Below are 19,703 nucleotides of genomic sequence, written 5' to 3'. Positions count from 1 at the left end.
CTCCGCCATGGCCACGGCGATGCTCGCGATCCCGCTGGACGGGCTCACGATCACGGCGCCGCAGCCGGAGACGCTCTCGCAGAAGAACGTCGCGTCGGTCACCGGGATCCCGGCTCGCGTGTTCCTCGACGCGATCCGCGCGCCGGGCTTTCCCCTACCGGTCGCGAAGCTCGGCAAGCTGCGCCTGGTCCGGCGCGAGGCGTTCGTCGCCTACCTCCAGGCGCTGGGCAGTGACCGGGCACCGCGTCGAGCCCCAGCGGAGGACGAGCGGACCGGGGTTGCGGCGGTGCTGGCGGCTGCCGGCCTTGAGCCGGTCCGGCAGCCGCGGGCCGGCCGAGCGAGCGCCTCTTCCGAAGACGCGAGGCGTGGCCGGCTGCTGCAGAAGTAGAGCGGGTCCGCTTGGCGCTGCCAGCGGCGTCGCGTGGGCGTGCGTGGCAGGCCGGGGGCCAGCCACGACAGCGCCGGTCTCCTTGCTCCCGGTGCTGGGCGCTCCGCGCGGGGCCGCCCCGAGGTGGAGTACCGCCAGGCTCGAGGGCGCTGGAGGTCCCTCAGGGTGCGGTTCCGCGAGCTGGCCGGCCCTCACTCGAAGGCGTCTCAGGCGTGGGCGCGGCCGGCGGCGCCGGGGAAGGGGAGCCGGCGTCCTGAGCGAGCGCTCCGGAGCGGGCACCGAGCCGGCCGACGAGCGCGGCGAGCGCGGCTTGCACCGCGGCCTGGGCTTCGTGGAGCTCGTCGAGGCGACGCACCCAGCTCGAGAAGCGCACGCCCTGCGGTCGTCGCGGGATCGGCTCCCGCGGGTCCGGCCCAGCGCCGAGTGCGGCCCGCGCCTTCGTCCGCCGTGCGAGCGCCTGCTCGAGGACACGCTCCTCGGGACGCTGCCGTGTCGCAGGATAGACGAGCCCAGCGCAGCGCCGGCAGCGTAGGCCCGGCGCAGCGAGGTACAGCACGGCCGCCCGCGCGGAGCAGCCGGGACAACGCGCCCAGAGCCGGAGGCCGCCGGAGGCCACGCGGGTCGTCTCGAGCTGCACGGTGATCGTCCCGGCCAGCACGAGGCAGGTGCCCGCGATGGCGAGTTCGACATCGGTGTCGACCTCGCCGCGTCGGGCGGCGCTGGCAAGCGCAGCGATGTTGACAGAGGCGATCTCAGCGGTCCTGCATCTGCGCACGCCGGCATCGTAGCAGGGCTCGATGCCGAGCCTTGAGAGCAAGCAGCGGAAGGTCAGGTCATCGAGGCCGGCGCGCTCTTACCTTGGCGATGATCTCATCGTGCGGGATTCCACCTCAACGTAGCGCGTTCTCCCTCTCCCAGCGCTCCTGCGCCGCGGTCGCGTCGTCCGCGGCGCGGACACCCGAGACGAAGTGCGCCGCGTGCGCGGGGTCGTCGAGGTCGAGGCCAAACCGGAGCATCACGACGCGGTCGCGCGGCGGGACGGAGCGGAGGATCTCGGCGGCGGAGCGGTCGCGGCGTCAGGAGGGCAGATTACGAGCATCCCAGCGTTGCCGGCTGACGTCGTAAACGAGAAGTATACCAAGGTGCCGCTCGTCAATACCCGGCTGCCGTGTATGAGCAACGTCCTCGGCTGCCCGTCTTTGGAGTGCAACAGCGGAATCGTCGATGGGACGGCGGGTCTTCCGCAGGGGGGCGGCGCAGCGGCGGTGCTTCGTGAGGCCGGCCTCGTGCCGGGCCCCTACGCTGGCAGGCCGCCCGTGCGTGAGCGCGACCGCGAATCGCGGTAGAAGAGCGTCGCCATGCCCCGCAGGCCCACGGGATCGCGCTTCCGCAACGACGCTGGTCGGCTCTACATCCGCGTCCTCGTCGGCGACAAGGACCGCGAGAGCTTCCCTCTGGATCCCAAGCTGACCGCGGAGCAAGCCGAGAGGCACGAGGAGCGCTGCACACCGGGAGCACGCACCACGCGGTCCAGGCCCACGTCGCGGTCTCGTGCTGCCGTACATGACGCGCCGATCATGTGGCCAGCCAGTCGGGCTTGAGCAGCAGGAGCAGACCCAGCAGCACCATGATCGCTCCGCTCAGCAGCTTGAGCCACCGTCCCTCCCTCTCCTGTAGCTTGCGGCGGCTCAACGTCGCCACCGCGACGCCGACCATGACCATGTCGTCCGCCATGTAGGCCACGTTGTAGAGCCCGAGGTAGGCATAGTGCTTCCACGCGGGGAGGCGCTCCTCGGCGAGGAGCTGGGTGTAGAGCGCGGGCAGGCCCGCGGTGCAGAGGAGCTCGACCATGTTGACCATGACGGCGAGGACGCCCGCGGCGACGAGCGCGGCGGGCAGGCTCTCCGCCCTGACGACGGCCCGCATCCTCGCGTAGATCCCCGGCTTTACCGACTCGGGGATGCTGAGCGACACGCCCCGCTTCCACGCGAAGAAGTCTTTGATGTGGACCGAACCGGCGAGCACGGCGATGGCCCCCAGCGCGATCTGCACGGCACGCGACGCGCCGACCAGGAGAAAGAAGTTCAGCCAGGCAGCCATGAAGGCGAAATAGGCGAGGCCGCTCACGAGCACGAACACGCCGGCGATCAGCAGCATCTTTGCCCGGCTCCGCAGCGTGGCGAGAAAGGAGAGGAGAAAGAGGAGCACCCACATGGCGCATGGGTTGAAGCCGTCGACGAGCCCCAGGAGGACAGTGAACGCCGGCAGGCCAAGATCGCGGACGTCCAGCCGCCCGAGGACGGGCACGTCGACGACCCCGGGCCTCGGCGCGGCGCCGTCGGCCGGGCACGGCGGCTGCTCCGGCGCGAGAGGGCACGACGCAGCAGACTCGCCGGCCGCAGCGGGTGGCGGCGGCGCGCTGTCGAGCAACGCCTCGATGCGCCGGCCCGTCACGTCGCGCCCTGCGTACCCGACGACGAGCACCCCGCGCACATAGAACGCCGGGACACTCAACGCAGCGGTCGACTGCTCCTCGGCGATCGCCCTCAGCCGGTCGAGCGCCGCGCGGTCCTCGACGACATCCGCGACGAGCGTGCGCAGGCCGGGCCGCCGGCCCTCGAGCTCGGTCAGGAAGCGCTTGGCCTCGTCGCAGCGAGGGCACCCCATACGCGTGAACAGCTCCACGTCCGCGCGCGGCTCGATCGGCGCAGCTCGCCCGGAGACGCTCCAGAGCAGCGAGAGGGCGAGCACGCACGCCACGAGAGCTCGCATGACGACGGCAGGTCGCATGCGGTGTGGCTGTCGCACGACGCATGCTCAGCGGATCACGTGACCGGTCCACAAGCGCTGCGAGCGGCCTCGTAGGTGGCGCGTGATGCATGGCGCAGGGCAACGATGACGGGGCACGATGATTGCTGGTTATTGCTGGCTCATGGGCACGGTAGTCACGCGCCAGGTCGGTCCATCACAACCCTGGGACTTGGGCCAGACCGGGGAGGGGCAGCATGGAGCCTGTTCAGCGGATCCTGGTCGCCACGGATCTCTCGGAGCTGTCAGCCGCGGCGGTGAGAGTCGCCTTGGGACAAGCGCGCTCCTGGGACGCTGAGCTCCGGGTCCTCTACGTCGCTGCGTCCGCGCAGGCGCAGCCGAAGGTGGCGGACGCGCTGCTCGCTTTCGTGGCAGAGCTCGGCGGTGGGGTCCACATCGTCCCGATGATCCGGGTGGGGTCCGCGGCGGAAGAGATCGTCAGGTGTGCGGAGGAAGACGACGCCCAGCTCATCGTGTTCGGACACTTTCGCGAGCTCAAGGGGACAGAAGCGGTCAGGGCGATGCAACGCATCCACGATCGGCTGGTGTCCCTCGCCGCCGAGGACGATGTATGGCTCCGCCCGTCCGAGGCCCCCGCCGACGACAGCCTCGGTCATCGGGCCTACGAAGGTGGCCGCGGTGCGGTCGTCGGGTGCATCAAGCCGGTGGAGAAGACAGGGCGCTATCAGATGCGGTGAGCTCCCGGCGTGACCGGGGATCGCATCGACCACGTGAGCATCCCATGGTGTCACGGCTCGACGCACCTCGCCCCGAGCGGCCTTCCCTGAGGAGCGGTGCGCTCGTCGTGTCGACGTTCTCCGGCCTGCTGGGCGGAGCCGCGGCACACCTCGAGGGACACGCGCGTCTAGGAGACACGCTCTGGGCGGCCGGCGCGGTCGTCGCGCTCGCCCTCGTCGGCGCGCGCGTCCTGGTAGACGTGCTCGAGAAGCGGGCCGGCGTCGATGTCATCGCGCTCCTCGCCATCGGCGGCGCGCTCCTGCTCCGGGAATACCTGGCGGGCGCGCTGATCGGCGCGATGATGGCGACCGGCAGCGCCCTGGAGGGGTACGCGGCCGCGCGCGCCCGGCGTGAGCTCTCCGCGCTCCTCGCACGCGCTCCCTGTACGGCGCATCGCCGCGAGGGAGACGCCGTCACGACCGTCCCGATCGGCGCCGTCGCCCCCGGCGACCGCCTGCTGGTCGCGCCGGGCGAGATCGTGCCGGTCGACGGGGTCGTCGTGGGCGCGCGGGCGCTCCTCGACGAATCGGCGCTGACCGGCGAACCGCGGCCGGTCGAAAAGACACCCGGCGACCGCGTGGGGAGCGGGACCACGAACGCCGGCGCCGCCTTCGAGGTCCGCGCTGTGGCGAGCGCGGACGAGAGCACGTATGCCGGCATCGTCCGCCTCGTGCAGCAGGCGTCCGCCTCGAAGGCCCCGCTCGCCCGCCTCGCCGATCGCCATGCCCTGGCGTTCGCCGCGCTCTCGCTCTCCATGGCGGCCGCGGCGTGGGGCCTCTCCGGCGACGCCGGCCGCGGGCTCGCCGTGCTCGTCGTCGCGACGCCCTGCCCGCTGCTCCTCGCGGTGCCCATCGCGATCGTGGGCGGCATCTCGCGCTCGGCCCGGCGCGGCATCGTGGTGAAGGGCGGCGCCGCGCTCGAGGCCCTCGCCCGGGCCGAGATCCTGCTCCTCGACAAGACAGGCACGCTCACGTTCGGCGGCCCGCGCGTGACCGGCGTGACGTGCTTCCGCTCGATAATAGACGACGACATGGAGGTGCTCCGCCTGGCGGCGTCCCTCGAGCAGACCTCGTCGCACCCGCTCTCCGCGGCCCTGGTGCGCGCCGCCCGCGAGCGCCGCCTCGGGCTGTCCTTCCCTGAGGGCGTCCACGAGGCGCCCGGCGCCGGAATGACGGGTCGGGTGGACGGGCGCGCCGTTCGCGTGGGGAGCGCCGAATGGGCAGCGCAAGGAGCTCCGCTCCCGGAGGAGGCCCGCGCCTTCCGGCGCCGCGCTTCGCGCGCTGGTGCGATGACCGTGTTCGTGGCAGTGGATGGAGGCGTCATCGGCGCGCTGACGCTCGACGATCCGATCCGCCCCGATGCGCCGCGGACTTTGCGGGCGCTCAGGCGGGTCGGCATTCGCCGTGTCGTGATGGTGACAGGCGACCACCCCCTGGTCGCCGAGGCGGTCGGCGCCACGCTCGGCGTCGATCGCGTGCTCGCCCAGCGGTCGCCGGAGGAGAAGGTCGCGGCCGTACGCGAAGCCCGCGCCGAGGGGCTCACCGTGATGATCGGCGACGGGATCAACGACGCTCCAGCGCTCGCCGCCGCCGACGTCGGGGTCGCGATGGGCGCGCGCGGGGCCACCTCTTCCGCCGAGGCGGCCGACGTGGTGCTCGTGGTGGACAGGCTCGATCGATTCGCCGAGGCCGTGAGCATCGCGCGCCGCGCTCGCACCATTGCGGTGCAGAGCGCGCTCCTCGGCATGGGGCTGTCGCTCTTCGCGATGGGCGCGGCGGCGTTCGGCTTCCTGCCGCCGGCCGCCGGCGCGCTCCTGCAGGAGGCGATCGACGTCGCCGCGATCCTGAGCGCGCTGCGGGCGCAGAGCGGCGGGCACGGCGCGAGGAGGCCAGCGCTCGGGGAGGCCATGAGCCGCAGGCTGGAGCTCGAGCACGATCAGCTCATCCCTAGGCTCGATCGGGTGCGGGTCGTGGCCGAGCGCATCGATCGCCTAGCGAAAGAGGAGGCGCGCGAAGAGCTCGAGGCGCTCGACCGCTTCCTCCGCGAGCGGCTCCTCCCGCACGAGCGCGCCGACGACGCCGAAGTTTACCCGGTCATCTCCCGACTGCTCGGCGGCGAGGATCCTCTGGCATGCATGAGCGCGACGCATCGAGAGATCTTCCATCTGGTCCGGCTCTACGAGCAGCTCCTCGGAGAGCTCGAGCCGCGCGGACCCACGGCCGCGGACGTGCAGGATTTCCAGCGGATTCTTTACGGGCTCCACGCGGTGCTGCGGCTCCACTTCGCTCAGGAGGAGGAGCTCTATGCGTCGCTGAGCGAGCGCTACCACGCGGATGCTCCCGACCAGCCGGCTGTGAGCTCCCGGGAGCCACCCCTCCAGCAGGCGCCGGCGCCAGCGCCAGCGACCGCACGTCGCGTGCTGCGCTTGCTGGATCCGCTCAGGCACGGGCGCTCGCCCAGCCCGGGCCGGCCGAGGTGAAATCGCGCCTCGCGCGGGCCGAGCTCCCGCTCAGCGAGAGAACCACGGCTCGCTCAGATATTTCTCCCCCTCGTCCGGGAACAAGGTGACCACGTTCTTCAGCTCCGGGCTCTTCTCCTTGACCCGCCTCGCGGCCAGGAGGTTCGCTCCGGAGGAGACCCCGACGAAGCAGCCGTGCACCCTCGCGATCCGCCTCGCCTCCTCGCTCGCCGCTCCGTCCTCGACCAGAAGGACGTCGTCGATGAGCTCGATGTTGTCCTCGACGAGCGGGGGCACGAACCCCTCGGCGATCCCCTCGATCCGGTGGGGCCGGCACACCTCGGACTGGCCGTGCAGCCGCCCGTGGACGAGGGCGCACCGGGCAGGCTCGACGCCGAAGACCTTGACCGCCGGGTTGACCCGCCTGAAGGCCCTCGCGAGGCCGATCAGGGTCCCTCCGGAGCCGATCGCCGCGACGACCGCGTCGATCCGCCGGCGCCCGAAGGCGCGGAGGATCTCCCCGCCGAGGTGCTGCTCGTGGTCTTCCGCGTTCCAGGGGCTCGCGAACTGGTTCACGTGGAAGTGACCCTTCTCGTTCCCCAGGGCGATCGCGCCTTGCACGGCGAGATCCATCCGGTCCCGCGGGACGGTGCGCACGTCAGCGCCGAACGCCTTCATCATCCTGTAACGCTCCTGGGAGAGACCCTCGGGGATGAAGATCGTCACCTTGTACCCTTTCACGGCGCCGACCATGGAGACGGCGGTCCCCGTGTTTCCGGACGAGGCCTCCACGATGGTGGCGCCCTCCTTCAGGAGCCCTGTCTCCTCGGCCTTCTCGATGACGTACTTGGCGAGCCTGTCTTTGATGGATCCAGAGGGGCTCCGGAATTCGCATTTCACGTGAATGCCGTCGAGCGTCAGCAGGGGAGTCTTGCCTATCGCGTCGAGTATCGTCTTCATGTCCATGGCCCCGCGTTGTCCAGCGCGCGTCCCGGCGCCACGGCCGCGCGCCGCGCCCCCGGCCTCGCGCCGCGCTCCCCTCGCGCCGCTATACCGGCTCGTCGTGCACGACCTGGGCCGCTCGGCTGCGTCACCGCCGTCATCGCTCGCGAGGTGGTGAGAGCCATCCACGGCGCGTCGCGCCGCGTCATGCCGCTGGTCGACCAGCGCCCGGGGTCCTCAGCCGCTTTGGCACTTTCGCGAGGGGAAGGCCCGCTTCGCGAAGAGCATCATCGACACGCACTGATCGACGATGCCCGGCTGCCTCCGTCCTTCAGCGCCTGAGATGTGCCGCGATGAACGCTCAGGCCCTCGGCGACCCGTCCAGCGAGACGACGCCGCCCTCGAAGCGGATCGGCGCGGTGAGCGAGGCGCGGAAGGCCTTGTATCCGGCCACGCCTGCCCGGAAGGCGTGCAGGAAGACGTGATGTCGCCCGTCGGCGCCCATGGACACCGAGGGGTGCCCTGGCCCCCACCATTCCGCGCTGGAGCTCAGGAGCACCTGCGAGGACTTGCGGTACGGGCCCGTGGGCGCGTCCGCCACGGCGGCGCCGATGCCGTAGTGCGCGGTCGAGAAGTCGTTGCCGCCGTAGAGCAGGTAATATCGCCCGCCCTCCTGGGTGATCCAGACGCCCTCGATGACGTGCGCCTCCCAGGGCTGGTCGTTCTCGAGGATGACGGCGGGCTCCCCCTCCAGCCTGCGGCCGTCCGCCGACAGCCGCTGGGCGTGGATGCGCGTCCTGAGCGCCCGCGAGATCGCGGCGATGCCCTCCGCCTCCGCGCCGCTCGCCCGCGCCCCGAGGCCCGAAAGCCGCGCCGCGAACCCGGTGAAGTCCGCGGTCGCCGCCTCGATCAGCGGCTGCAGCACGAAGAACTGCTCCATGGGCTCGAGCGTCTCCACCCACGGCCACAACGTCAGCGCCAGGACCGCGGTGCGCTGGTCTTCGCGGGCAGCGAAGAGCTCGCCCACCCGGGCGGGCTCCCGGTGGAGCAAGGCTGCCAGCCTGCCGGGCCACACGCCGTTGTCGTCCTTCTTCCAGATCAGCCAGGGCGCGCCGCCAGCGTCCACGAGGATGTGCGCGTCGATCACGTCGCCGGTCACGATCGGGGCTTCATCGGCCTTGAACGGGCCGTCCGGGCTCCGGGACCGGGCGAGGCCGATCGCCAGCGAGCGGTCCTGCGCGCGGGCCGTGAAGCAGACCCAGTACTCCTCGCGGACCCGGTGCATCTCCGGCGCCCAGAAGTCCGCCCGGTCCGGGCCGGTCAGCGCCCACGCCGGCGTTTGCCCTTTCGGGAAGACGAAGCCGGTGAGCTGCCAGGTGGTCAGGTCGCTGGAGGCGAGGATGGGGAAGGCGTTCGGCGCGTCGTTCGAGGTCACCAGCAAGCGCCATTCGCGCTCGCCCACGCGCGCCACGCAGGGGTCGCCATAGCCGTAGAGGATCTCCGGCGCGACCGCCTCGGTCAGCAGCGGCCGCAGCGGCGGTCCGCCTTTCCGCGGCGGCGGCGGGGTGCGGGCGAGCGGCACGCGGGTCCCGAGGTCACGCGCCAGCGCCTCGAACAGGTCGAGGTAATCCGGCTGCTGCGCGCGGGCGAGCTCGTAGATCCGGGCGTCCAGCCCCGGCTCGGTCACCCGGAAGCGGCGCGGCCCCCGGGGGTCGATCACGACCTCGAGGGCGAACGGCGCGCCGAGCGGCGTTTCCAGGCGCAAGGGCAGGTCCACTCGCTCAGCGCCGGCTCAGCGCGGAGGGCTCCCGGCCGCGCCGTGCGCGAGCAGCGCCTCCAGCGACCGGCCGTCATGGAGGAGCCGGATCGCCTCGGCCAGGAGCCCCTCCAGCCGGACGAGCTCGATCGGGAGCGCTGGGCACGCGGCGGCGGCGACGCTGTTCGTCACGAAGAAGCGGAGCACCGGGAGGGCGGGGAGCTGGATCACCGCTGGGCCAGCGAAGAGGGCGTGGGTCGCGACGACGGCGATGTCCGGCGCGCAGCCCGCCGAGAGCAAGGCGTTCACGGCGGCCTCGATCGTCCCGCCGGTGCTGATCATGTCGTCGACGAGGAGGGGCGACCGCCCCCGGACCTCGCCCGTGATCGCGTGGACGCTGACGTCCTCGCCGCTCAGGCGGGTCTTGTGCACGACGGCGACCGGCAAGCGGAGGAGCCGCGCGTGGCGATCCGCGAGCTTCGCAGCGCCGAGGTCCGGCGCCACGATGACGCTGCGTTCGGAGACCCAGGGCCTCGCTGCCTCCAAGAGCAGCGGCGCGGCGCTCAGGTGCTCGAGCGGGACGGAGAAGAACCCCTCGAGCGCGGCGCTGTGGAGGTCGACGGCCACCACGCGCGAGAGGCCCGCTGTCCTGAAGAGATCGGCGACGAGCCGGGCCCCTACCGGCTCCCTTCCCGAGGCGCGGCGGTCGTGGCGGGCATAGCCGAAATACGGCACGACGGCCGTCACGCGCGGAGCCCCTGCGCGGCGACATGCATCCGCGAGGAACAGGAGCTCGAGGATGTGCTCGTCGACCGGCGGGCTCGTCGGCTGGAGGAGATACACGTCCCGCCCTCGCACGGTCTCCCGGATCTGCACGTGAAGCTCGCCGTCGGCGAAGCGGCGCACCAGGGCGTCGCCGAGGCCGACGCCGAGGCGCTCCGCCACGGCCTGCGCGAGAGGGACGTTCGCGTTGCCCGCGAAGAGGCAGATCTCCATGGCTGCTCCGCTACGCCGCGCTGCGCGGGACCGTCTCCCGGGCAGCGGCGAGGAAAAGGGGTTGTTCGTGGGCCCGCTCGATCTGCAAGGGTGCAAGGGAGAGACCAGGTGCGGCGCGTGGCCTTCGCCTCCGGACTGCACGAGCGGTCGGATCTCCGGCGCAGGAAATCATGAGGCGGCGACACGCCTCCACCGCGCGGAGGCCACGTCCGGGGAGACCTCGATCTCATTGCTCACGTCGTTCACGCCGAAGACGTACCAGGCGTCGTTCTCGGTGATCCTGCGTTGCTCCTCGCTCGCCACGAGGCCTCGCAGCGTGACGCGCGAGCGCTCTGTGCTGACCCCGATCTCCGATGCGTCGAGGAGCGGATCCTTCTCGAGGACGATGCGCACCGCGTCGGAGATCTCGTCGTCGTTGTCCTCCTCCAGGGCGTCGACCTCGAGCGCGTTCATGACGTCGCGGGTCCCTGGCGCCCACCAGCAGAGCACGCCGGCCAGGCGCTTGTGCGAGAGGCTGGGCACGGCCCCTTCGAGCCTCACGATCCCCTCGTCGACGGCGACCTCGAGCGCGCCGCGCGGCCGCGGCGGCTCGCGAAGCACGTCGAGCGTGCCCCCACCGCGCACCCGGACGGTGCACTCGTCGAACGTCGGCTCCGAGAGCAGGACATCCCGGATATGGTCGAGGACCTCGACGTCGCTCATCATGTCGACGCTCGGCTCGACGCGGAGCCGGTCGGCGACCCAGCGCACCTCGGGGAGCGCCGCGCCGCGCTCGAGCGCACGCTTCTTCGCGGCGATATCCGGGAGCTCGCCCTCCATCGTGAGCACGCCGTCCAGATACTCCAGTCGGACCGGATATCGATGGAGGTCGAAGCCGAGCCGGCCCAGCGCTGCGTGGGCCCTGCTCGTGACCGAGTCTGCGCCACCCATGCGCTCGGGCCATGGTGCCGAGCCGCGGCGATGTACAGGCCAGGAGGCGGCCAACGCCGCGCGCTGCGCCGCGCGCGCGTGGTGGGCCTGTCCTCGGGCCTGCCCGCTCCCGAGCCCCCTACGCGCTGGCCGCGCTCCCGGCCGGGCGCGACCCCCGCGCGGCGGTCGCCGCGCGCCTGCGCCGGCCGATGAGCTCCAGGAACTCCGCGAGAGGCGCCGTGTTCGCGATGTCCGCCGCGGCGCACCAGCCCCGCCGCGCCTGATCGATCCCGTGGCGCATGAAGCCGAGCTCCGCCACGGCGTGCGCGTCGGTGGCGACGACGAGCTTCGCGCCGGCCTCTCGCGCGAGGCGGACGTGGACGTCGCAGAGGTCCAGGCGCTCGGGCTGAGCGTTGATCTCGAGCAGCACGCCGAGCTCGCGCGCGGCGCGCGCGATCCGCGGCATGTCGAGCGCGTACGGCTCCCGCTTGCCAAGGAGGCGCCCGGTCGGGTGGCCGAGCGCCGTGACGAACGGGCTCTCGAGCGCGCGGAGGACACGGCGCGTCATGTCGGGCTCCGGCATCGTGAGCTTCGAGTGCACGCTGGCGACGACGTAATCGAGCGCCGCCAGCGCCGCGTCGTCGAGGTCGAGCGCCCCGTCCTCGAGGATGTCGACCTCGGCCCCGTGCAGGATCGCCATCCCGCCGATCGTCCGGCGGAGCCCGTCGATGGCCCGCGCCTGCCGGCGAAACCCCGAGGCGTCGAGCCCGCCCGCCACGCGGACCGCCTGCGTGTGGTCGGTGATGGCCACGTAGGCGTACCCGCGGGCCGCGCACGCCCTGACCATCGCCTCGAGCTCGTCGCGCCCGTCGGTGTACGTCGTGTGCACGTGGAGGTCGCCCCGGACGGCGCCGACCTCGACGAGCGCGGGGAGGCGCCGCGCGCGCGCGGCCTCGATCTCGCCGGCGTCCTTGCGCAGCTCGGGCGGGATCCAGGGCAATCCGACCGCGCGGAAGACATCCTCCTCCGCCTGGCCCGCGTCCGCCGGTCGCCCCGGTAGACCCCGTATTCGTTGATCTTCAGCCCGCGGCTCACGCCCAGCGTGCGAACGGCGATGTTGTGGGCCCTCGATCCGGTGAAGTAGTGGAGGGCCGCGCCGTAGGACGCCGGCGGCACGACGCGGAGGTCGATCTGGAGCCCGGACCGCAGCACGACCGAGCACTTCGTCGCGCCGTGGGCGAGCACCTGCTTGATCTCCGGATACGCCATCAGGCGCGACGCGACGGGCTCGCCCTGCCTAGCGGACACGAGGATGTCGACGTCGCCCACCGTCTCCTTGCGGCGCCGGAGGCTGCCGGCCACCTCGACGGCCAGGGCCTCGCGCGCCGCCCGGAGGTGCCGGAGCAGCGGCTCGACCTGCGCCTCGGCGTCCGCGAGCCGCACGCGCCCGGCGGTCGCCCGCCGCTTCAGGCAGCCGTCGAGGATCGTCGCGGCGAGCTTCTCGCCGAAGCCGCGCACGCCGACGAGGCGGCCCGACCGCGCGGCCTCCACGAGCTCGTCGACCGTCGCGATGCCGAGGCTGTCGTGGAGCAGGCGCGCGCGCTTCGGCCCGAGCGACGGGATCCGCATCATCTCGACGAGGCTCTCGGGGGTCTTCGCCGTCAGCTCCTTCAGCAGCGGCAGCTCGCCGGTCTCGAGGAGCTCGACGATCTTCCCCGCGAGGTCCTTGCCGATCGCGGGCAAGGCGGTGAGCTCGCCCGCGCCCTCGCGCTCGACGATCCCCGCGACGGGCTCGCCGAGCGCCCCGAGGGTGCGCGCCGCGGTGCGGTAGGCCCGCACGCGGAACGGGCTCTCGTCCTGGATCTCGAGCAGGTCCGCCACCTCCTCGAAGATGCGAGCGATATCGACGTTTTCCATGCGTCCCTCGGTGCCCGTCGGGTTCCCGTCGGGTTCACGCGTAGCGCCTCGTTCCGGCGGCGCGCGTCCTCGCGCGCGAAGGGCGCCACCCCTGCCGGCGCTGCCGCGCTCATGCGTGAGATCCCCGCCAGTCGGCGGCGCGCACGAATACCCGCCCACCCCGCCGCGCCGTTGAAGCAGGCGATGTGCCACGAGGCTGGGCTGCCGCGCGGGAACGCGGCCGAGGCGAAGGAGGCGAGGTCAAGGAGGCCGCCTGTGCGCCCGGCGCGCGGTATGGAGCGTGCTCCGTACCGTCCCAGCGAGGGATCGATGCTCGTTGGAGACGTCATGACGAGAGGGGTGGAGACGACATCCACGGGGGCGACGCTCCAGGCGACGGCGCTCAAGATGCGAGAGGCGGGCGTGGGCATGCTGCCCGTCCTCGAGAACGAGCGTCCGATCGGGGTCATCACCGACCGCGACATCACCGTTCGGGCGACCGCCAACGGGCTCGACCCGAGGACGAGCCACGTCGGCGACGTGATGACGCGGAGGGTCTTCTGCTGCTACGAGGACGAGTCCATCGAGGAGGCGGCCCGGCGGATGGAGGAGCACACGATCCGGCGGCTCGTCGTCCTGGATCGGGGCGAGCGGATGGTCGGCGTCATCACGCGCGACGATCTCGCGAGCCTGCCGCGCGAGGAGCGAGCCGGGCCGGTCACGGGCGAGTGACCCCGATGCCGTCCATTCGAGTCCGCTGCCCGAGGGGACGTGCTGCTCATGAGTCAGGGGAGGAAAGGTATGGCCGAGTTCCAGATCGAGCTCAGTGAGCGCGAAGCGAGAGACATGAGGACAGCTCTATCGATCCGGCTCGTGGGGATGCGAGAAGAGCTGGTCCACACCGACAATCGAGAATACCGGGCCGACCTGAAGGCGGCGATCGAGCGGCTCGAAGCGGTGCTCCGGAACGTCGATGCGATCCTGGCCGGGGCGACGCCGACGACATTAGGAGCCTCGTGGGCCCATCGCGCCGGAGCCCGGCGGCGCGTCGTGGGGGCTCACGGCGCCGTTCATTCGAGCGGGGGCGCGGCCGCCCGTTCCTTCGCCGGCTCGGGGATCTCGGTCATCGTCGCCTCCGTCAAGAGCAGCACGCTCGCCACCGACACGGCGTTCTCGAGCGCGACGCGCACCACCTTGGTCGGGTCGATGATGCCCGACTCGACGAGATCGACGTACGCGCCGCGCGCCGCGTCGAACCCGAAATCCCCGCTGCCGGCGCGCATCCGCTCGATCACGACGCCGGCGTCGACGCCGGAGTTCTCCGCGATCTGCCGCGTCGGAGCCTCGAGCGCGCGGCGCAGGATGCGCACGCCGGTGCGCTCGTCGCCGTCGCACCGCTGCTCCTCGTGCTCCAACGCGACGCTCGCGCGCAGGAGCGCGAGCCCCGCGCCCGGCACGATGCCCTCGACCACGGCCGCCTTGGTCGCGCTGATCGCGTCCTCGAACGCCTCTTTCCGTGACTTCATCTCCGTTTCGGACGGCGCCCCGACCCGGACGACCGCCACGCCGCCGACGAGCTTCGCCAGGCGCTCCTGCAGCTTCTCGCGATCGTAGTCGCTCTTCGCCTCCTTCATCTGCCGCCGGAGCAGCTCGACCCTCGCCTGGATGGCGCTCGGGTCGCCGGCGCCGCCGATGATCGTCGTGTTCTCCTGCTTCACGACGGCCCGCGCCGCCCGACCGAGCTGGCCCGGCGTCACGTGCTCCAGACGCAACCCTGCCTCCTCGGCGATCACCTGTCCTCCGGTCAGGGTCGCGATGTCCTCGAGCATCGCCTTGCGCCGGTCCCCGAAGCCGGGCGCCTTGACCGCGACGCAAGCGAGCGTCCCGCGCAGCTTGTTGACGACGAGCGTGGCCAGCGCGTCGCCCTCGACCTCCTCCGCGATGAGCAGGAAGCTCCGCCCCTCTTTGGCGACGTGCTCGAGCAGGGGGAGCAGGTCTTTCATGACGCCGATCCGCTTCTCGTGGATCAGGATGAGCGGCTCCTCGAGCACGCATTCCATGCGCTCCGGGTCGGTCACGAAGTAGGGCGAGAGATACCCGCGGTCGAACTGCATGCCTTGCACGACCTCGACCGCCGTCTCGGTCCCCTTCGCCTCCTCGACGCTGATGACGCCCTCTCCGCCGACCTTCTCCACCGCGTCGCCGACGAGCTCGCCGATGACCACGTCGTTGTGCGCCGCGACCGTGGCGACCTGGACCTTCTCATTTCGGCTCTGCACAGGGCGGGAGAGCGACCGCACCGCACGGGCGGCCGCCTGGAGCCCCCGCTCGATGCCGCGCTTGAGATCGATCGCGCTCGCGCCCGCGGCGATGTTGCGGAGCCCCTCCGCGAAGATCGCGTGAGCCAGCAGGGTGGAGGTCGTCGTCCCGTCGCCGACCGCGTCGCCCGTGCGCTCGGCCGCCTCGCGGATGATCTGCACCCCGACGTCCTCTTCAGGGTCCTTGAGGCTCATCTCCTTGGCGATCGAGACGCCGTCGTTGCACACGGTGGGGCGTCCCCAGGCGCGCCCGATGAGCACGCTCTTCGACTTCGGGCCGAGCGTCACGCGGACGGCGTCGGCGAGCGCCGTGGCGCCTCGCAGGACCTTCTCCCGGGCAGCGGCGTGGAAGAGGAGTTGCTTGTGGGTCATCGCGGGAGACCTCCTGGACGAGCGCGGCCGCGCCTCTGTGGCCGCCGTCGCCGACACCCTTGATGCAACCCCAGGGCCTGCTCTCTCGGGTGTCGTTCGCGCGCTCCGGCCGCGGTCTCCCGGAACCGGAGATCGACGGCTCGCCCGGCCGCGCGCGCCGCGACCCGGCCGAGCGGGTACACCCTCCGCGAGCACGGATCCTGCAGCTCCCACCCTCGGCAACCACCGCACGAGCCGATCGTCCAGCATGAGCCGGGCTCAAGCGGTCGGGCGAGGGTCCTCCGGACGCGCGAGGCGCTGCGCGTTGCAGGAGTTCAGGAAAGGTCGTCTGGAGTTCGAAGGAGGTCACCATGACGCTGCTGTCACGTTGGCGAGAGCCTCGTAGAATCGCATCGATGATGCGCGCGCTCGACCCGGAGCGCATGATGCGCGAGATGTTCCAGTGGGATCCGTTCGCGGAGATGGAGCCAGTCACCCGGCTCCGCCAGCCGGAGGCCTGGTTCTCACCGGACATCGAGCTCCGAGAGACGAAGGATCGCTTCGTGTTCCGGGCCGACCTGCCGGGCGTGAAGGAGAGTGACGTCGATGTCTCGATCAGCGGGCGGCAGCTGTCGATCAGCGGCAAGCGCGACGAGGAGCGCGAGGAGCGAGAAGGCGAGCGCGTCTATGCGTACGAGCGTGAATACGGCAGCTTCTGCCGCTCTTTCACGCTGCCCGAGAGCGCCGATCTCGACAACATCCAGGCCGAGCTGAAGAACGGTGTGCTCGAGATCATCGTCCCCAAGGCAGCCGGGGTCCAGCCGAAGCAGATCCCGCTCCGCGGCAAGGAGCCGAGCGCCGAGGGGTCGACCGAGGCGAAGAAGATCGAGGCGAAGAAGGCCGCCTGAAGCGCCGCCCAGCGGCCGCGCGACGGCCGCCGGGGGCCCGAGCTCTCCGGGCCGACCGCGCGGGGACAAGGCCGCAGCGGCGGGGGGAGCCCGTCGGAGGACCCGAGGGCCGGTGTCAGGGGCGAGGGACGTCACCCGCCGACCGGAGGAGGGGCTCATGCTGTTTCGAGATCGCGTTGATGCAGGGCGCCGCCTGGCCTTCGCGCTGAGGCGCTACCGCGAGGAGGCGCCCGTCGTCCTCGGGCTCCCGCGCGGCGGGGTCCCGGTCGCCCACGAGGTCGCGCGGGCGCTCAAGGCGCCGCTCGACGTCTGGGTGGTGCGCAAGATCGGCTTCCCGGGGCGCGAAGAGCTGGGCCTGGGCGCCGTCTCGGAGGGCGGAGAGGTGTACCTCAACGACGAGGTGCTGGCGGAGCTCGGCGCCCCCCCGGAGGAGGTCGCGGAGCTCGCGGACCGCAAGGCCGCCGAGGTCGAGGCGCGCGTGCAGCGCTTCCGGCGCGGCCGGCCGCCGCCCGACCTAGAGGGGCGCACCGTCATCGTCGTCGACGACGGCATCGCGACCGGCGGGACCGTGCGCGCCGCGGTCCGGGGGATCCGGCGGCGCGGGCCGAGGCGCCTCGTCCTCGCGGTCCCGGTCGCGTCCGCGAGGACGCTCGCGTCCCTGCGCCCCGAGGTCGACGAGGTGGTCTGTCTCGACGCGGATCCGAACCTGTCCGCGATCGGCGCCTATTACCAGGACTTCGGCCAGACCACGGACGACGACGTCATCGCGCTGCTCGAGCGGGCGCGCGGCGGCGGCCCGGGCAAGGACGAGGGGGAAGCGCCGGCGGAGCTTGCCGGGGAGGAGCTCCCCGTCGAGATCGCGCTCGACGACGGCGCGCGCCTGGAAGGCGACCTCGTGATCCCCGCCGGGGCGACGGGCCTGGTCCTGTTCGCCCACGGGAGCGGCAGCAGCCGGCACAGCCCGCGCAACCGGTTCGTCGCCGAGGTGCTCCAGGGCGCCGGGCTCGCCACGCTGCTCCTCGATCTCCTCACCAAAGAGGAAGAGGCGGCGGATGAACGGACAGGCCACCTCCGGTTCGACGTCGAGCTGCTCGCACGGCGGGTCGTGAGCGCGGCCCTGGCCGTGCGCGCGCTGCCCCGGACGAGCGCGCTGCGGCTCGGCTACTTCGGCGCGAGCACCGGCGCCGCCGCGGCGCTGATCGCCGCGGCGAGGCGCCCCGACCTCGCGGGCGCGGTGGTGTCGCGGGGCGGGCGCCCCGACCTCGCCGGCTCGTACCTCAAGGCGGTGCACGCGCCGACGTTGCTCCTCGTCGGGCGCGAGGACACCGACGTGCTCGCGCTCAACTGGGAGGCGCTGGAGCTCCTGCGCGGACCGCGGCAACTCGCGATCGTGGAAGGGGCCACGCACCTGTTCGAGGAGCCGGGGGCGCTGGAAGAGGTCGCCCGCGCGGCAAGCGCGTGGTTCGTCCGATACCTGGCGCCCGGGCGCTCAAGGCGACCGCGTAGCGGAGACAACCGCGCGGATCGAGGCTCATGGTCGCCCGTGGCGCTCGAGCCGACGAGGCCCGGACGGGCGAGGAGATCGAGGAGATGTGATGTGCGCCGGCGACGTGCGGGCTATCACCACAAGCGCATCTCGCGGGGCACCCACTTCCCGAACGCGTCGAGGCCCGTGTGCTTCACGTAGGCCACATAGCCGAACAGCGCGAACAGCGCCGCCGAAGCCGCGAGCAGCGCGCCTGCTGCGCGCCTCGCCAGCGCGGACCTGTCCATCGCCGGAGCGATCAGCAGTCCGAGGCCGCTCGCGCCGTACATCGCCGCGGCGAGCGCCGGGTTTTGCGTCATCCCGTGGCGCGCGATGGCCAGCGCGAGCACCAGGTTGGTGATGCCCCCGAGGGCCCCGAGCAGGAGCAGGGGGCCCAGGCGGTCGCCGAGCGACAGCGCCGGTGCGCCGATCACGAGCAATGTCCCGAAATAAACGAGCGGCTCTCCGAAGAGGATGTTGTACCCGCCCGGGATGGGCCATGTCAGCACGACGTGGAGGCCCGTGATGAGCAGGATGAGCCCGCACGCCCCGAACGCCCAGGCGAAGCTGCGGCGGCGAGCCTGCGAGTCGCCGGCGGCGGGCGCGCTGAAGAGATACCAGGCCCCGAGCGCCAGCGCCGCCGCCGCCGTGACGAGCGGAAGCGTGAGATAGTTGATGTACATGGATTCCTCATCGTCGTGCGAGCTGGTCGTCGCCGAGCCAGCGCCCGGCGCTGCCGAGCCGCGCCATAGAACGTAGAGCCGGCGTATGCGCGCCGGCAGCGCGGCGACGCCCGCGGGAGACGCGACCTACGTCAGCGAGGCGTGGGCACGTCCGTGTCCAGCCGGTCGAAGCAGCGGAACGGGTCCTCCAGCATCTCGCGCACGGTGCGCGCCAGCACGCTCGCGTGGAAGCCGTCGATGAATCGGTGATCGAACGTGGCGCTCACGCGCATCACCTTGCCGGGAACCACCTTGCCGTCCTCCACCACCGGCTCGTCCCTCACCATGCCCGGGACGACGAGGACCGGCGTCCGCGTGTAGGGCACGAGCGGCACGTAGGCGTTCTCCAGGCCCAGCGAGCCGACGTTGGTCACCGTGAGCGCGCCGAACGGATCGCGCGGGAGCCCGAGCTTCGACAGGTCCAGGTTGAGCGTATACATCATGAACGAGAGCAGGCGCAGGAAGGCGTTCATGAAGAGGAACGGGATGTGCCGGATCGCGCGCTTCGTCTCTTCCACCGCCCTGTCGCGCCTCCTGCGTGCGCGTTCGATCGTCCGGTCCAGCTCGTCGACGATTTGCACCAGGCTCTTTTCATGGGCCCGCTCGATCGTGGTCACGGTGAGATCCGCCTCGCCGTCGCCGCCGGCCGCCTGCACGACCAGCACCGAGACGGTGACGCCGCGCCGGAGGTAGATCTTGTTCCAGCGCAGGATGGCGTTGGCGTCGGGGCAGCGGCGCAGCGCCTCGGCGCAGGCCTTGGCGACGAGGTGCGTCACCGTCAGCCGCCGGCCGGTGCTGCGGCGGAACGCCTGGATATAGTCGAGCGCGCGGTCCATGCGCAGCGTGAGCGTGCCGTACACCGACGGATCGTACGCGGTGCGCCAGGTGCCGATGGCCAGCTTGCGGAAGCTGGAGATCTCTTGCTTGGGCACGAGATCGAGATGGGGCATGATCCACCCGGCCATGTCCCCACGGGTTGCACGGCTCG

The 19,703-nt window shown here is 72.0% G+C and carries 16 protein-coding genes and 2 pseudogenes; 6 read left to right on the top strand and 12 right to left on the bottom strand.

What is annotated here, in order from left to right:
• Positions 1-19 precede the first annotated feature (19 nt).
• Complete coding sequence (locus WME98_RS08035; protein WP_437950745.1) at positions 20-388, top strand: hypothetical protein; 369 nt, start codon at positions 20-22, stop codon at positions 386-388.
• Between the two features lie 890 nt (positions 389-1,278).
• On the opposite strand, the gene WME98_RS08030 is transcribed toward WME98_RS08035, so the two are convergent.
• Together WME98_RS08030 and WME98_RS08025 are read right to left on the bottom strand one after the other, a co-directional pair.
• On the bottom strand, positions 1,279-1,404 hold the full coding sequence (locus WME98_RS08030) for a hypothetical protein (RefSeq protein ID WP_437950744.1): 126 nt from the start codon (positions 1,402-1,404) through the stop codon (positions 1,279-1,281).
• Between the two features lie 559 nt (positions 1,405-1,963).
• The gene (locus tag WME98_RS08025) at positions 1,964-3,160 is read right to left on the bottom strand and encodes an NrdH-redoxin (protein WP_437950743.1); all 1,197 of its coding nucleotides are present in this window, start codon (positions 3,158-3,160) and stop codon (positions 1,964-1,966) included.
• Positions 3,161-3,393: 233 nt separating this feature from the next.
• Between WME98_RS08025 and WME98_RS08020 the strand changes: the two genes are divergently transcribed.
• Both WME98_RS08020 and WME98_RS08015 read left to right on the top strand, forming a co-directional pair.
• The gene (locus WME98_RS08020; RefSeq protein ID WP_437950742.1) at positions 3,394-3,894 is read left to right on the top strand and encodes a universal stress protein; all 501 of its coding nucleotides are present in this window, start codon (positions 3,394-3,396) and stop codon (positions 3,892-3,894) included.
• Between the two features lie 107 nt (positions 3,895-4,001).
• Positions 4,002-6,413 (top strand): heavy metal translocating P-type ATPase, encoded by a 2,412-nt coding sequence (locus WME98_RS08015; protein WP_437950741.1) that lies wholly within the window; start codon positions 4,002-4,004, stop codon positions 6,411-6,413.
• Between the two features lie 30 nt (positions 6,414-6,443).
• Here the strand turns inward: WME98_RS08015 and WME98_RS08010 are convergent, their stop codons facing one another.
• The 7 genes and pseudogenes from WME98_RS08010 to WME98_RS07980 form a co-directional block, all read right to left on the bottom strand.
• Complete coding sequence (locus WME98_RS08010) at positions 6,444-7,352, bottom strand: PLP-dependent cysteine synthase family protein (protein WP_437950740.1); 909 nt, start codon at positions 7,350-7,352, stop codon at positions 6,444-6,446.
• Between the two features lie 343 nt (positions 7,353-7,695).
• Complete coding sequence (locus WME98_RS08005) at positions 7,696-9,099, bottom strand: family 43 glycosylhydrolase (protein WP_437950739.1); 1,404 nt, start codon at positions 9,097-9,099, stop codon at positions 7,696-7,698.
• 27 nt (positions 9,100-9,126) lie between these two features.
• Positions 9,127-10,086 carry a ribose-phosphate diphosphokinase gene (locus tag WME98_RS08000; RefSeq protein ID WP_437950738.1) on the bottom strand — a complete coding sequence of 320 codons (960 nt, stop codon included), beginning with the start codon at positions 10,084-10,086 and terminating at the stop codon, positions 9,127-9,129.
• Positions 10,087-10,254: 168 nt separating this feature from the next.
• A complete protein-coding gene (locus tag WME98_RS07995) occupies positions 10,255-11,016 on the bottom strand; it encodes a BON domain-containing protein (RefSeq protein WP_437950737.1) in 762 nt (253 codons plus the stop codon).
• A gap of 118 nt (positions 11,017-11,134) precedes the next feature.
• Positions 11,135-11,995: a PHP domain-containing protein gene (locus tag WME98_RS07990; protein WP_437953963.1), complete on the bottom strand. Its 861-nt coding sequence runs from the start codon at positions 11,993-11,995 to the stop codon at positions 11,135-11,137.
• A 3-nt stretch (positions 11,996-11,998) separates the two neighbouring features.
• Positions 11,999-12,064, bottom strand: a pseudogene (locus WME98_RS07985) (hypothetical protein); the annotation flags it as partial.
• A 26-nt stretch (positions 12,065-12,090) separates the two neighbouring features.
• Positions 12,091-12,912 (bottom strand): annotated as a pseudogene (locus WME98_RS07980) (helix-hairpin-helix domain-containing protein); the annotation flags it as partial.
• Between the two features lie 327 nt (positions 12,913-13,239).
• Between WME98_RS07980 and WME98_RS07975 the strand changes: the two are divergent.
• Positions 13,240-13,623, top strand: a complete 384-nt coding sequence (locus WME98_RS07975; RefSeq protein ID WP_437950736.1) for a CBS domain-containing protein — start codon at positions 13,240-13,242, stop codon at positions 13,621-13,623.
• Positions 13,624-13,961: 338 nt separating this feature from the next.
• Here WME98_RS07975 and groL read toward each other — a convergent pair whose 3' ends face one another.
• Positions 13,962-15,581 (bottom strand): chaperonin GroEL, encoded by a 1,620-nt coding sequence (gene groL, locus WME98_RS07970; RefSeq protein ID WP_437950735.1) that lies wholly within the window; start codon positions 15,579-15,581, stop codon positions 13,962-13,964.
• 395 nt (positions 15,582-15,976) lie between these two features.
• Between groL and WME98_RS07965 the strand changes: the two genes are divergently transcribed.
• Together WME98_RS07965 and WME98_RS07960 are read left to right on the top strand one after the other, a co-directional pair.
• Entirely contained in the window at positions 15,977-16,468 is a 492-nt protein-coding gene (locus WME98_RS07965; RefSeq protein WP_437608047.1) for an Hsp20/alpha crystallin family protein, read from the top strand.
• Positions 16,469-16,625: 157 nt separating this feature from the next.
• Positions 16,626-18,155, top strand: coding sequence for a phosphoribosyltransferase family protein (locus tag WME98_RS07960; RefSeq protein WP_437950734.1), 1,530 nt, complete (start codon positions 16,626-16,628; stop codon positions 18,153-18,155).
• Here WME98_RS07960 and WME98_RS07955 read toward each other — a convergent pair.
• A complete protein-coding gene (locus WME98_RS07955; RefSeq protein WP_061629735.1) occupies positions 18,089-18,676 on the bottom strand; it encodes a DUF981 family protein in 588 nt (195 codons plus the stop codon). The genes WME98_RS07960 and WME98_RS07955 overlap by 67 nt on opposite strands.
• Positions 18,677-18,807: 131 nt before the next feature.
• Positions 18,808-19,665 (bottom strand): 2-oxo acid dehydrogenase subunit E2, encoded by an 858-nt coding sequence (locus tag WME98_RS07950; protein WP_437950733.1) that lies wholly within the window; start codon positions 19,663-19,665, stop codon positions 18,808-18,810.
• Between the last annotated feature and the right edge of the window lie 38 nt (positions 19,666-19,703).

Origin of the sequence: Sorangium sp. So ce296 (assembly GCF_051529605.1) — a bacterium.
In the GTDB taxonomy this organism is placed as follows: domain Bacteria; phylum Myxococcota_A; class Polyangia; order Polyangiales; family Polyangiaceae; genus Sorangium; species Sorangium cellulosum_D.
The sequence above is the reverse complement of the archived record's forward strand: the minus strand, read 5'-3'. Positions and strand labels throughout refer to the sequence as shown.

Coding starts and splice junctions, on each gene's coding strand:
- WME98_RS08035 (WP_437950745.1), top strand. CDS start 20: ATGCTCGCGATCCCGCTGGACGGGCTCACGATCACGGCGCCGCAGCCG.
- WME98_RS08030 (WP_437950744.1), bottom strand. CDS start 1,404: ATGCTCCGGTTTGGCCTCGACCTCGACGACCCCGCGCACGCGGCGCAC.
- WME98_RS08025 (WP_437950743.1), bottom strand. CDS start 3,160: ATGCGAGCTCTCGTGGCGTGCGTGCTCGCCCTCTCGCTGCTCTGGAGC.
- WME98_RS08020 (WP_437950742.1), top strand. CDS start 3,394: ATGGAGCCTGTTCAGCGGATCCTGGTCGCCACGGATCTCTCGGAGCTG.
- WME98_RS08010 (WP_437950740.1), bottom strand. CDS start 7,352: ATGAAGACGATACTCGACGCGATAGGCAAGACTCCCCTGCTGACGCTC.
- WME98_RS08000 (WP_437950738.1), bottom strand. CDS start 10,086: ATGGAGATCTGCCTCTTCGCGGGCAACGCGAACGTCCCTCTCGCGCAG.
- WME98_RS07995 (WP_437950737.1), bottom strand. CDS start 11,016: ATGGGTGGCGCAGACTCGGTCACGAGCAGGGCCCACGCAGCGCTGGGC.
- WME98_RS07975 (WP_437950736.1), top strand. CDS start 13,240: ATGACGAGAGGGGTGGAGACGACATCCACGGGGGCGACGCTCCAGGCG.
- groL (WP_437950735.1), bottom strand. CDS start 15,581: ATGACCCACAAGCAACTCCTCTTCCACGCCGCTGCCCGGGAGAAGGTC.
- WME98_RS07965 (WP_437608047.1), top strand. CDS start 15,977: ATGATGCGCGCGCTCGACCCGGAGCGCATGATGCGCGAGATGTTCCAG.
- WME98_RS07960 (WP_437950734.1), top strand. CDS start 16,626: ATGCTGTTTCGAGATCGCGTTGATGCAGGGCGCCGCCTGGCCTTCGCG.
- WME98_RS07955 (WP_061629735.1), bottom strand. CDS start 18,676: ATGTACATCAACTATCTCACGCTTCCGCTCGTCACGGCGGCGGCGGCG.
- WME98_RS07950 (WP_437950733.1), bottom strand. CDS start 19,665: ATGCCCCATCTCGATCTCGTGCCCAAGCAAGAGATCTCCAGCTTCCGC.